13 protein-coding genes and 1 pseudogene are annotated in these 11,412 nt (G+C 72.9%); 5 read left to right on the forward strand and 9 right to left on the reverse strand.

Going from position 1 to position 11,412, the window contains the following annotated elements:
• Positions 1-692 (forward strand): annotated as a pseudogene (locus G3I40_RS28570) (hypothetical protein); the annotation flags it as partial.
• 22 nt (positions 693-714) lie between these two features.
• Here G3I40_RS28570 and G3I40_RS28575 read toward each other — a convergent pair.
• The 4 genes from G3I40_RS28575 to G3I40_RS28590 form a co-directional block, all read right to left on the reverse strand.
• Complete coding sequence (locus tag G3I40_RS28575; protein ID WP_164305327.1) at positions 715-1,683, reverse strand: iron-siderophore ABC transporter substrate-binding protein; 969 nt, start codon at positions 1,681-1,683, stop codon at positions 715-717.
• Between the two features lie 88 nt (positions 1,684-1,771).
• Positions 1,772-2,566: an ABC transporter ATP-binding protein gene (locus tag G3I40_RS28580; protein WP_164305329.1), complete on the reverse strand. Its 795-nt coding sequence runs from the start codon at positions 2,564-2,566 to the stop codon at positions 1,772-1,774.
• Positions 2,563-3,630 (reverse strand): iron chelate uptake ABC transporter family permease subunit, encoded by a 1,068-nt coding sequence (locus G3I40_RS28585; protein ID WP_164305331.1) that lies wholly within the window; start codon positions 3,628-3,630, stop codon positions 2,563-2,565. Before G3I40_RS28585 ends, G3I40_RS28580 begins: the two co-directional genes overlap by 4 nt.
• Entirely contained in the window at positions 3,627-4,631 is a 1,005-nt protein-coding gene (locus G3I40_RS28590) for an iron ABC transporter permease (RefSeq protein ID WP_164305333.1), read from the reverse strand. The genes G3I40_RS28585 and G3I40_RS28590 overlap by 4 nt, the downstream gene beginning before the upstream one ends.
• A 73-nt stretch (positions 4,632-4,704) precedes the next feature.
• Here G3I40_RS28590 and G3I40_RS28595 point away from each other — a divergent pair, with 73 nt between their 5' ends.
• Positions 4,705-5,373, forward strand: a complete 669-nt coding sequence (locus tag G3I40_RS28595) for an HAD family hydrolase (RefSeq protein ID WP_164305335.1) — start codon at positions 4,705-4,707, stop codon at positions 5,371-5,373.
• On the opposite strand, the gene G3I40_RS28600 is transcribed toward G3I40_RS28595, so the two are convergent.
• Positions 5,337-5,603: a hypothetical protein gene (locus tag G3I40_RS28600; RefSeq protein WP_164305337.1), complete on the reverse strand. Its 267-nt coding sequence runs from the start codon at positions 5,601-5,603 to the stop codon at positions 5,337-5,339. The two genes, G3I40_RS28595 and G3I40_RS28600, sit on opposite strands and share 37 nt — an antisense overlap.
• A 152-nt stretch (positions 5,604-5,755) precedes the next feature.
• Here G3I40_RS28600 and G3I40_RS47980 point away from each other — a divergent pair, with 152 nt between their 5' ends.
• Entirely contained in the window at positions 5,756-6,139 is a 384-nt protein-coding gene (locus G3I40_RS47980; protein WP_164305339.1) for a cold-shock protein, read from the forward strand.
• 45 nt (positions 6,140-6,184) lie between these two features.
• Here G3I40_RS47980 and G3I40_RS28610 read toward each other — a convergent pair whose 3' ends face one another.
• The 4 genes from G3I40_RS28610 to G3I40_RS28625 form a co-directional block, all read right to left on the reverse strand.
• Positions 6,185-7,048: a 1,4-dihydroxy-6-naphthoate synthase gene (locus G3I40_RS28610; RefSeq protein ID WP_164305341.1), complete on the reverse strand. Its 864-nt coding sequence runs from the start codon at positions 7,046-7,048 to the stop codon at positions 6,185-6,187.
• Positions 7,045-7,752, reverse strand: coding sequence for a futalosine hydrolase (locus tag G3I40_RS28615; RefSeq protein WP_164305343.1), 708 nt, complete (start codon positions 7,750-7,752; stop codon positions 7,045-7,047). Before G3I40_RS28615 ends, G3I40_RS28610 begins: the two co-directional genes overlap by 4 nt.
• Complete coding sequence (locus G3I40_RS28620; protein WP_164305344.1) at positions 7,722-8,198, reverse strand: DUF2771 domain-containing protein; 477 nt, start codon at positions 8,196-8,198, stop codon at positions 7,722-7,724. The genes G3I40_RS28615 and G3I40_RS28620 overlap by 31 nt, the downstream gene beginning before the upstream one ends.
• A 101-nt stretch (positions 8,199-8,299) precedes the next feature.
• Positions 8,300-9,640 (reverse strand): MFS transporter, encoded by a 1,341-nt coding sequence (locus G3I40_RS28625; RefSeq protein WP_164305350.1) that lies wholly within the window; start codon positions 9,638-9,640, stop codon positions 8,300-8,302.
• Between the two features lie 382 nt (positions 9,641-10,022).
• Between G3I40_RS28625 and G3I40_RS28630 the strand changes: the two genes are divergently transcribed.
• Positions 10,023-10,949 carry a DUF3027 domain-containing protein gene (locus G3I40_RS28630; protein ID WP_164305346.1) on the forward strand — a complete coding sequence of 309 codons (927 nt, stop codon included), beginning with the start codon at positions 10,023-10,025 and terminating at the stop codon, positions 10,947-10,949.
• 246 nt (positions 10,950-11,195) lie between these two features.
• Positions 11,196-11,412 (forward strand): hypothetical protein (locus G3I40_RS28635; protein ID WP_164305348.1); only part of this gene is annotated, 217 nt, incomplete at its 3' end.

Below are 11,412 nucleotides of genomic sequence, written 5' to 3' on the forward strand. Positions count from 1 at the left end.
GGGAGAAGCGCGAGCGGCGCGAGAAGCGGGACAGGCCCGAGCCGGACGACGCGCCCTCGCCCCCGCACCTGGCCGGCACGGACGAGCTCGGCGAGGCCGAGGGGGAGACCGACTGGTGGCGCCTGGGGGCCGGCGGCACCGGCTCGCTCGCCGACACGGACAGCGTGCCCGGGTTCACGGGCGGGGTGGAGATCCCCGACATCCTCAAGCGGCCCGCCCGCCCCGACCTGCGCAAGCGGCCGGAGCCGGAACCGGAGGAGGAGTACGAGGAGTACGAGGAGGACGACGCCGAGGACGAGGAGTACGCGCCGCGGCGCAGGCGGCGCCTGCGGCCCCGGGCCGTGCCCGTCGGCGGCTGGACGAACCCCTTGCTGCTGCTCGCCGCCGCGGCCCTCGTCGTCGGCGCGGTCCTCGGCAACGTCCTGGTGCTGCTCATCGGCTGGGCCGTCGTCTATCTGTCCCGGCGGCTGACCCTGGGCCAGAAGAAGTGGGCCGTGTTCGGGGTGCCGGGGCTCGTCGCGGTCGGCGGCGGCGTCTGGCTGTGGGGGCGTACCGAGGGGCGGTGGGGCGCGCCGATCGCGGACGGCCGGATGAGCGGCGCGCTCGACGAGACCTGGCCCTGGGTGCTGCGGTGCGCCGCGGTCGCCTCCGCGCTGTACCTGGTGTGGCGTTCGCAGCGGACCCGGGGCTGAGGAGCCGGGCCGGGCGGCGGGGTCAGCCGCCGAGGTCCGACTGCAGCTCCGAGAGGATCCTGCCGGCCGCCGTGTAGCCGATGCCCTGGATCCACAGCTCGTCGTCGACCTGGAAGACCCGGTCGTCGCGGACCGCCCGCAGCCCCCGCCACAGGCCGCTCGTCGTGGTCTGCGTGACCTTCGCCTTGCCCGGATCGCCGTAGGTGGACGTGAAGATGGCGTCGGCGTCCGCCTTGTCGATCTGCTCGGGGCTGACGTCGTAGGAGAAGCCGTCCTTGGCCTTGTCGGTGATCGCGGGCCGGCCGACGCCGACGTCGGCGAGGATCGTGCCGATGTAGTTCTGCTTGCCGTAGATGCGGATGTCGGCGCCCTCGACGAACCGGACGACGTTCACGTCCGTCGCGGCCGCCCGGGCCTTCCCGCCGAGCGCCTTGGTGACCGCGGCGACATGGGTCTCGTACTGCTTGACGGCCTGCTCGGCCTGCGGCTTCCTGCCGAGGGCGTCGGCGTGGACGAGGAAGTTCTGCTTCCAGGGGTAGCCGGTCGACTCGGTGAGGACCGTGGGCGCGATGGCGCTGAGCTGCTGGTAGCGCCCGCCGTCGCGGACCTTGCTGCTGAGGATCAGGTCGGGCTTGAGGCCCGCGATCTTCTCCAGGTTCGGGTTCGCGATCTCGCCGACCTCGGTGATGCCCGTGGTCCGCGACTTCGGCAGGTAGGAGAGGAAGGCCTGTTCGGCTCCGGCGCGGGTGGCTCCGACGGGCTTCACGCCGAGGGTGATCGCCGAGTCGAGTTCGGCGGTGTCGAGGACGACGACGCGTTTCGGGGCGTTCTTGACTTTTACGTCGCCCATGGCGGTCTTGACCGTATGGCTGGCGCCGACGGGGGTTTTGCCGGGGTTGTCCTTCGCCGGGCCGTCAGAGGTGCAGGCCGACAGGGAGAGGGCGGCGGTGAGGGTGAGCGTTCCTAGGACAGTGGTGCGGTGTCGGTGCATGAGCTGCCTTTCGGGATCTCGTCTGCCGGGTTGGCGTTCGTTGCCGACTGCGGACCGTGGTCCTGCTTCGCGCAGTTCCCCGCGCCCCTTACGGGGCGCCGCTCCAGGGCGCGCCCGGAACCACCAGCGGTGATCCCGTCACCGGATCGGGGACGACCACGCACTCCAGGCCGAACACCTCCCGCACCAGCTCGGCCGTGACGACCTTCGCCGGGGCGCCCTCGGCGACGATGCGGCCCTCCTTCATGGCGACCAGGTGGTCGGCGTAACGGGCGGCCTGGTTGAGGTCGTGCAGGACGAGGGCGATCGTACGGCCCTTGTCGTGGTTCAACTGGCGTACCAGATCGAGGACTTCGACTTGGTGGGAGATGTCCAGGAACGTGGTCGGTTCGTCGAGCAGGAGGATGTCCGTCTCCTGGGCGAGGGCCATCGCGATCCAGACGCGCTGGCGCTGGCCGCCGGACAGCTCGTCGACGTTGCGCTCCGCGAGGGCGGCGACGTCCGTGCGCTCCATGGCCTCCGTCACTGCCTTCTCGTCCGCCTCCGACCACTGCTGCCACCAGCTCTGGTGCGGCTGGCGGCCGCGCGAGACCAGGTCGGCGACGCTGATCGCCTCGGGCGCGACCGGGCTCTGCGGCAGCAGGCCGATCTGCTGGGCGATCTTCTTGGTGGGGACGCTCGCGAGGGACTTGCCGTCGAGGAGGACCGAGCCGCCCGCCGGCTTGAGCAGCCGGCCGAGCGCCCGCAGCGTCGTCGACTTGCCGCAGGCGTTCGGGCCGACGATCACCGTGACCTCGCCGTCGGGCAGGGCCAGTTCGAGGTCGTGCACGACGGTGCGGTCCTCGTAGGCGAGCGTCAGATCGCGGGCCGAGAGCCGGCTCATGCGGTGCCTCCGGAAGGGCGGACGGTACGGCTGCGGACGATCAGCCAGATCAGGTACGGGGCGCCGACCGCGGCCGTGAGCACGCCGACCGGCAGCTCCGTGGGCGAGAACAGCCGGCGGGCCAGCAGGTCGGCGACGACCACGATCACCGCGCCGAGCAGCGCCGAGCACAGCAGCGGGATCTGTGCGGTGCGGGTGAGGCGGCGGGCGATCTGCGGGGCGAGCAGCGCCACGAAGTCCACCGGGCCGGCCGCCCCCGTGGCCAGCGAGGCCAGGACGACGCCGAGCGCCACGAGCCCCAGGCGTACGTGGCCGAGGCGCACCCCGAGCGCCGTCGCCGTGTCGTCGTCCATCGCGACCGTGCGCTGCGCGCGGGCCGCCCAGGCGACGAAGGGGGCGAGCAGGAGCAGGCTCCAGGCCAGCGGCCGCGCCTCGGTCCAGCCGCGCCCGTTGAGCGAGCCGGTCATCCAGATCTGCGCCTGCTGGGCGACGAGGTAGTCGCCCTTGGTCATGAACAGGGTGGTGAGGGAGCGCAGGGCGATCGCGAAGCCGATGCCGATCAGCACGAACCGGGTGGCGTGCAGGCCGCCGCGCCACGCGAAGACGTAGACGAGGGCCGCCGCGAGGACGCCGCCGGCCACCGAGACGTAGGGCAGCAGCGTGTACGAGGTGAGACCGAAGGTCATCGCGGCCACCGTGACCGCGCTGGCGCCCTGGCTGATGCCGATGATGTCGGGGCTCGCGAGCGGGTTGCGGGCGACCGTCTGGATGAGCGCGCCCGCGACGCCGAACGCGGCGCCGACCAGCAGCCCGACCACCATCCGCGGCTCGCGCAGGGTGCCGACCACGAGCTCGTCCGGCGAGGGCTGCCCGGTGAGGACCTTGAGGACCTCGGCGGGGCTGGTGAACGTCTCGCCCACGCACAGGTACGCCAGACAGCTCGCAGCGAGCACGACGACCAGGGCGATCGCCACCGCCGTCGCCCTGCGGTGCAGCAGGAAGCGGGCGCGGCCCGCGCGGACGACCGCGTAACCGGCCGGGCGCACTCCGGTGAGCGTGCTCATGCGGGCACCGCCTTTCTGCGGACCAGGGTCACCAGGAACGGGACCCCGATCAGTGCCGTCATGACGCCCGCGGGCACCTCGCTCGGCGGGAAGACGACCCGGCCGATCGTGTCCGGGATCAGCAGCATCACCGGGCCGACCAGGGCTGCCATGGGCAGCAGCCAGCGGTGGTCGGAGCCGACCAGGGCACGGGCGATGTGCGGCACGGCGAGCCCGATGAACGCGATCGGCCCTGCCGCCGCGACGCCCACCCCGGTGAGGACGGTGGCGCCGAGCCCGCCCACGATCCGGACCGTCGCCACCCGCTGGCCGAGACCCTTCGCCACGTCCTCGCCGAGCGCGAGCGCGTCGAGCCCGCGGGCGACGGACAGCACGAGGACGGCGCCCACGACGAGGAACGGCCAGATCTGGCCGATCAGTTCGCTGTCCCGCCCGGCGAGCGAGCCCACCTGCCAGAAGCGGAACTCGTCGAGCGCGGAGGCCTTGGTGGTGAGGACCGCGGTGGTGACCGAGACGAGGAGCGCGTTGATCGCGGCGCCGCCGAGCGCGAGCTTCACCGGCGTCGCCCCGCCCCTCCCGCTGGACGCGATCGCGTACACGGCGACGGAGGCGGCCCCGGCCCCGGCGAACGCGAACCACACGTACCCGGTGAGCGTGTGGATCCCGAGGTAGGCGAGGGCGAGGACGACGCCGACCGAGGCGCCCTGGCTGATGCCGAGGATGCCCGGGTCGGCGATGGGGTTGCGGGTGATGCCCTGCAGTGCCGTGCCGGCCAGCGCGAGGGCCGCGCCGACCATCAGGCCGACGACGGTGCGCGGCAGGCGCAGTCCCCGGACCACCTCGGCGGCGTCGCTGTGCCCGCCGTGCAGCAGGGCGTCGAACACGGCGGATGGCGCGATCGCCCGCGCGCCCACCGCGAGACTCAGCAGGACCGCGAGGGCCAGCGCCACAGCGGCCGCCACGATCGCGAGGATCCTGACGCCGCGGCGTCCGACAGGCATGGGGCTCCCCGGAGACGGGCCTGGTAAGGCTTAGCTAAGTACGGCTGGGAAGCTCATCGTATGCCGGGGCACAATGGCCCTCATGGCTGCCCTCACTGACCCGGAAATCACCGACGGCCCCACCGTCGGCTTCGACCTCGACATGACCCTGATCGACTCCCGCCCCGGTATCCGGGCGACCTGGGTGGCCCTGTCCGAGCGGACCGGCATGTACATCGACGCGGACCTGGTCGTCACGCGCCTGGGCCCGCCGCTCGTCGACGAGCTCGCCAACTGGTGCCCGCCGGAGCGCATCCCGGCGATGGTCGACCTGTTCCGTGAGATGTATCCCACATACGCGATCGAGCCGACGCCGGCCCTGCCGGGCGTCCACGAGGCGATGGCCGCGGTGCACGCCGCGGGCGGCCGCACGATGGTCGTCACCGCCAAGTACGAGCCGAACGCCAAGCTCCACCTGGCGCACCTCGGCATCGACGCGGACGCCGTCGTCGGCAACCTGTGGGCCGAGGGCAAGGCGGAGGCGCTGCGCGAGTACGGCGCGAGCGTCTACGTCGGCGACCACACCGGCGACGTGCGCGGGGCGCGCTCCGCCGACGCGTTCTCGGTGGGCGTCACGACCGGCCCGTGCGACGCGGACGAGCTGCGCGGGGCCGGCGCGGACGTGATCCTGAGCGACCTGACCGAGTTCCCGGCCTGGCTGGAGGGCTACGTGGAGCGCGCCGCGCGTCCCGCCCGCCGCTGAGCCGCGACGCCGCGCAGCACGCCGGCCGCGGCCAGCAGGAAGCCGACGCCCATCAGCATGCACACCGCGTAGGCGACGGGCGGGAACGTGTCGGTGTGGAGGAACAGCGGGGCCACCGTGACGAGGGTGGCGATCGCCCCCACGACGAAGACGATGCCGCCCGCTTTCACGAGGCCGTCGCCGGGTCCGGTATCGGCCGCCCGGGAATTGGCTTGGGTTTTGTCGCGCACCCAGCCAGGGTAGTTCCCAGCGCAGGGGGACAAGCACGGACGTCTTGTCAGGGACCCCGGGACCCATAGTCTTGGTGGCGGCGGGTCGGACCACGACCCGCTGTACTGCTCTCCAGAGTGTTTTCTTTCCGTGACGAGGACGAGGACTCCAGGTGCCTACCGGCAAGGTCAAGTGGTTCAACAGCGAGAAGGGCTTCGGCTTCCTCTCCCGCGACGACGGCGGCGACGTCTTCGTGCACTCCTCCGTACTGCCCGACGGTGTCGACGCCCTCAAGCCCGGCCAGCGCGTCGAGTTCGGAGTGGTCGCCGGCCAGCGCGGTGACCAGGCGCTCTCCGTCACGATCCTCGACCCGACCCCGTCCGTAGCCGCCGCCCAGCGTCGCAAGCCGGACGAACTGGCCTCCATCGTCCAGGACTTGACGACGCTTCTGGAGAACATCACGCCGATGCTGGAGCGCGGCCGCTACCCCGACAAGGCCGCCGGCGCGAAGATCGCCGGCCTGCTGCGCGCGGTGGCGGACCAGTTGGACGTCTGACGGCCGCGGCCCCGGCATGCGTGCGGCGAGCGCGCCCGCCGTCCGCTACGGGAAGGTGAGCGCGTCCGGGGCCAGGGCCGGGACCAGGCCCTCGGCGGCGGCCCGGGTCAGCAGCCCGCGGATCGCCGCGTAGCCGTCCTCGCCGAGGTCGGCCGTGAACTCGTTGACGTACAGGCCGATGTGCTGGTCGGCGACGGACGGGTCCATCTCCTGGGCGTGCTCCATGACGTACGGGCGGGACGCCTCGGGGTCGTCCCACGCCATCCTGACCGAGGTGCGCACGGCGTCCGCGTACTCGCGAAGCCGCTGCGTGCCCAGGTCGCGGCGCGCGATGATCGCGCCGAGCGGGATCGGCAGGCCCGTCGTGGCCTCCCAGTGCTCGCCCATGTCGGCGAGCTTGTGCAGGCCGTAGTTCTGGTACGTGAACCGGGCCTCGTGGATGACGAGTCCGGCGTCGATCTTCCCGTCGCGCACCGCGGGCATGATCTCGTGGAACGGCAGGACGACGATCTCGCCGACCCCTCCGCCGGGCACGACGTCGGCCGCCCACAGCCGGAACAGCAGGTAAGCGGTCGAGGTCTCGCTGGGCACCGCGACGCGCTTGTCGGAGAGGTCGACGCCCGGCTCGCGGGTCAGGACGAGCGGCCCGCAGCCGCGTCCGAGCGCGCCGCCGCACGGCAGCAGCGCGTAGTCGTCGAGGACGTACGGCAGGACGGCGTAGGAGACCTTGAGGACGTCGAACGAGGGGTCGCGGCGCTCCGCGACGCCGTTCGTGATGTCGATGTCGGCGAAGGTCACGTCCAGCGCGGGGGCGCCGGGGACGCGGCCGTGGGCCCAGGCGTCGAAGACGAAGGTGTCGTTCGGGCAGGGCGAGAAGGCGATGCGGGTGGTGTCCGTCGTTTCCGTCATGTGTTCTTCCAACTCTCCAGTACGGGCGCAGACTTCCCGAACGCGTCGGTGAGTGCGGCGAGCGCGTCACCGATGCGCCAGGCGTCGCGGTCGCGGGGCCCGACGGCGTTGGAGACGGCGCGTATCTCGGCCACGGGCACGTCGTGCGCGGCGGCGGCCTCGGCGACACCGAAGCCTTCCATCGCCTCGGCGACGGCGCCGGGGTGGCGCTGGGCGAGCAGTGCGGCACGGTCGGCGGAGCCGGTCACGGTGGAGACCGTGAGCACGGTGCCGACGGCCGCGCGGGTGGCCGCGGCGAGGTCTCGTACGAGGGACGCCGGCGGACGGTGGGTGACGGTGCCGAAGCCGAGTTCGGTGACCGGGACGAAACCCTCGGGGGTCTCGGCGCCGAGGTCCGCGGCGGTGATCGCGTCGGCGATCAGGAGCGCGCCCGGCGGGGCGGTGAAGCCGCCGCCGATGCCGGCCGAGACGACCAGCGTGTAGGGGCGGCCGGTCAGTTCGGCCGTGGTGAGAGCGGTGGCGGTGCCGGCCGCCGCGGCCGCGGGACCGACGCCGACGGCGACGACGTCGATCGCCGGGTGCGGTGCACGCAGTCCGCGCGCCACCGCGTCCCGTTCGACCGGGACGGCGGTGGCGATCAGTACGCGTCCGCGCGGGGCGGTGCCGGTATCCGTCAGGAGTCCTTCTTCAGCTTGAACGACCACAGGCCGTACGCCTTGGAGTTGCCGCCCTGCAGGATCGTCACGGTGGTCGAGCCGCCGGTGGCGCCGTACTGCTGGTTGAAGAACACGCTGCCCGGGACCGTGCGGTACGTCTTCTTGCTGGAGTCCGTGAGCGGCTGACCGTTCATCAGGAGCGTCCAGCCCTTGTCCGCGATGTCCGGGTCGACGCCGAAGCGGACCGTCTCGTCGGGGTCGACCTTGATGGACTTGGCGTCCTTGTCCTTGAGGCAGCCCTCCAGCGACGTCGGCTTGAGCGCCTTGCCGTCGTTGTAGCAGGAGGCCTCGGAGTTCACCGTGCTGCGGCCCACCGTGACGGTGGCCAGCGGGGTCGGCTTGTCGCAGGCGGAGAGGACGAGCAGTCCGGCGCCGACGGCACCGACGGCGGCCACGGTGCGCCTGTGGCGCACTACGAAACGCTGGGAGGTCATGGGCGAAGGCTATCTGGCGCCGCCGGTCCGTCTCGGGGTGGGTGGTCCGTCGGCGCGTTCGCACCCTCGCGGCTCTTCCGCGGCGCCCCCGAAGACAGCCCCTAGGCCACCCGCGTCCGCGCGGGTCCGCTGTGCCGGGCCGCCGAAAGGAGCCCCCGCACCGTCGACAGCCAGCCCAGCGCCACGATCCCCGCCGCCACCGACAGGCCCAGCACGCCGTTCAGGGGCAGCGCGATCCCGATCGCGCCGCCGATGACCCAGGCCATCTGCAACAGCGTCTCGGAGCGGGCGAACGCGGAGGTCCGCACGGCCTCCGGCACGTCCCGCTGGATCGTCGCGTCCAGCGACAGCTTCGCCAGGGCCTGCGCGAACCCGGCGAACGCCGCCAGGCACGCCGTCATGAACGCCCCGAAGAAGATCGCCGAGACGATCGCGGCGCCGAGGACCACCCCGAGCACCGTCACGATGATGATCTCGGGCCCGCGCGCCTTCAGCCAGGCCCCCACGGCCGTGCCCAGCGCGTTGCCCGCCCCGGCCGAGACGCCCACCAGGCCGAGGGAGACGGCCGCGCTCTGCCCGGTCAGCGGATGCTCGCGCAGCAGGAACGCGAGGAAGAAGATCAGGAACCCGGACAGGCAGCGCAGCGTGGCGTTCGCGGCGAGGGCGTGGGTCACGGACGTGCCGACCGTCCGCAGCCCGGGCTTGCGCTGCTTCCTGCCGGCGCCGTGCAGATGCTCCTCGTCGGCGACCAGCAGCGCCCTGCTCTCGCCCTTGGCCGAGTCGACCTTGGGCGGCAGCGTGAACGACAGGAACATCCCGGTCATGAAGAGCACGAAGGCGCCGTACAGCGGCCAGCGCGGCCCGAGCATCTGCAGCCCGGCCCCGACCGGCGCGGCGGCCCCGGTCGCGAGCAGCCCGCCGAGCGTGACCCGCGAATTGGCCTTGACCAGGGAGAACCGGGGCGGCAGCAGCCGCGGCACGACCGCGGAACGGACCACTCCGTACGCCTTGGAGGCGACCAGCACGCCGAGCGCGGCCGGGTACAGCTCGATGCCGCCGGTCACCACCGCCCCCGACAGGACGATCGCGAGCAGTGCCCGCGCCAGCATGGATCCGGCCATCGCGGCCCGCCGCCCGTGCGGCAGCCGGTCCAGGAGCGGGCCGATGACGGGCGCGAGGAGCGTGAAGGGGGCCATCGTGATGGCCAGGTAGAGGGCGACGCGCCCGCGCGCCTCGTCCGTCGGCACCGAGAAGAACACCGTCGAGGCGAGCGCGACGGTGATCATGACGTCGCCCGCGCCGTTCACCGCGTGCAGTTCGATCAGTTTTCCGAGGCCCGACTCGCCCGCGCCGTGCGCGTGTGTCGCCTTCCGGATGCCCCGCGCGGTGCCCGTGAACGGCAGGTGCAGGGCGCGCCCGATCTTGCGGACGGCCCCGCGCACCGGGCCCGAACCGCCGTGTCCGTACGCCGTCGCACCCGCCGCGCGTGACGACGGACCGGACGACGACCTTGCGGTAGCCACCCAGCAATAGTGCCCCCTGAACGGCGTACTAGTGCCGATATGGGGGCGCGGGTCTGCTTTCGCGTCAGGTGCGGCTCGTACGTCGGTGTGGGCGCAGGGCGCAGGAAGAGGTAGCGTGCGTAGCGCGCCCGCGGCGGTTGTTATCGGCCGCGCGCCTCTCGGCCATCCCGCAGAATGGATGGCGTAGGTGCGCCCGGAACGTCGGGTGCGGACGTCGACGCGGCCCTCCGGTCCGCTCCGTCCGCGCCCCCGCACACAGGATGGCGCACTCGTGAGACGGCGTAGGAGAGAAGCGATACCTGTGAGCGCAGCGACAACGCGAAGCCGCACCCCTGACCGCCTGTGCGCCGAGGCGGTCGACCTCGCCCGTACGGCGGCCGAGGAGGCTGCCGCGCCCGGAGTGGTCGGCGAGCACGTCGAGACGGTCGTCGAGGGCGACCGCGTCGTCACGCACCTCTTCGAGTGCAAGGAGTTCGGCTACCGGGGCTGGCGCTGGGCCGTGACCGTGGCCCGCGCCTCCCGTGCCAAGTACGTCACCCTCGACGAGACGGTGCTGCTGCCGGGCCCGGACGCCCTCCTCGCCCCCGAATGGGTGCCCTGGAGCGAGCGGCTGCGCCCCGGCGACCTGGGCCCCGGCGACCTGCTGCCCACCGAGGCCGACGACCTGCGCCTGGAGCCCGGCTACTCCGGCGACGACGTACCGCCGCCGAACTCCCCGTTGTCCGAGGAGATGGCGGAGCTGGTCGAGGCCGAGGACGCCGAGGTGACCGAGGGCCCGGTCGGGGAACTGCCGATCGTGCCGACCCGCGGTTCGATCGCGGCGGTCGCCGAGGAGCTCGGCATGCGCCGGGCGCGGGTCCTGTCGCGCTACGGCCTGCACGTCGCCGCCGACCGCTGGGACGAGGGCTTCGGCGCGAAGACCCCGATGGCGCAGGCGGCGCCGGCCACCTGTGTCTCGTGCGGGTTCCTCGCCCCGATCGGCGGATCGCTCGGCCAGGCCTTCGGGGTCTGCGCCAATGAGTTCTCGCCGGCCGACGGGCGGGTCGTCTCGCTCGCGTACGGGTGCGGGGGGCACTCGGAGGCCGCGGTCATGCCGACGCCGCCGCGTCCGGCTCCGCCGGTGATCGACGAGACATTGGTGGACGCGATGCCGCTCCGCGTGGAGGCGGATGCCGGGTCGGTCGGGGCGGTCGCCGACGGCGGCGCGGACGATCTGGGCCACTCGTAGGGCCATTCCGGGTGCGGCTTTCGTCGTGACTGGTCCGCAGTTCCCCGCGCCCCTAGAAGGCTTGCGGCTTCGCCGCGCCTTCATCGGGAGATGCGCATTTCGGCGCACGAAGTGCGCATCTCAGGGGCGCGGGGAACTGCGCGACCAGCCCCCACCGGCGGGTGGACGGCGACGTGCCCCGAGGGGCAGGCGGGTAGCCGCGATACCGTGCGGGCCCACCGCAAGAGCCGCCCAGAGGGAGACACCGTGAGCGTCAGCAAGGCCGCGCATCCGGCGCCGCAGGGCGTGGACCCGTTCGGCACCGCCGGACTCCGGCGCGGGGTGCTGGACGCGTGGACCGGGAGCGCGGCACGCTTCCGGGAGGACGCGAACGCCGAGGAGGACCTCGCACTCGGCGGCTACCGCGACCGGCTGGTCGTCGAGCTGGCCCAGAACGCGGCCGACGCCGCCGCCCGCGCGGGAG

The sequence above is a fragment of the Streptomyces sp. SID14478 genome (assembly GCF_010548525.1).
Lineage (GTDB): Bacteria > Actinomycetota > Actinomycetes > Streptomycetales > Streptomycetaceae > Streptomyces.

Bases quoted from the DNA above. Each gene is read 5' to 3' on its own strand.
- G3I40_RS28575 (WP_164305327.1), bottom strand. From the start codon at position 1,683: ATGCACCGACACCGCACCACTGTCCTAGGAACGCTCACCCTCACCGCC.
- G3I40_RS28580 (WP_164305329.1), bottom strand. From the start codon at position 2,566: ATGAGCCGGCTCTCGGCCCGCGATCTGACGCTCGCCTACGAGGACCGC.
- G3I40_RS28585 (WP_164305331.1), bottom strand. From the start codon at position 3,630: ATGAGCACGCTCACCGGAGTGCGCCCGGCCGGTTACGCGGTCGTCCGC.
- G3I40_RS28590 (WP_164305333.1), bottom strand. From the start codon at position 4,631: ATGCCTGTCGGACGCCGCGGCGTCAGGATCCTCGCGATCGTGGCGGCC.
- G3I40_RS28595 (WP_164305335.1), top strand. From the start codon at position 4,705: ATGGCCCTCATGGCTGCCCTCACTGACCCGGAAATCACCGACGGCCCC.
- G3I40_RS28610 (WP_164305341.1), bottom strand. From the start codon at position 7,048: ATGACGGAAACGACGGACACCACCCGCATCGCCTTCTCGCCCTGCCCG.
- G3I40_RS28620 (WP_164305344.1), bottom strand. From the start codon at position 8,198: ATGACCTCCCAGCGTTTCGTAGTGCGCCACAGGCGCACCGTGGCCGCC.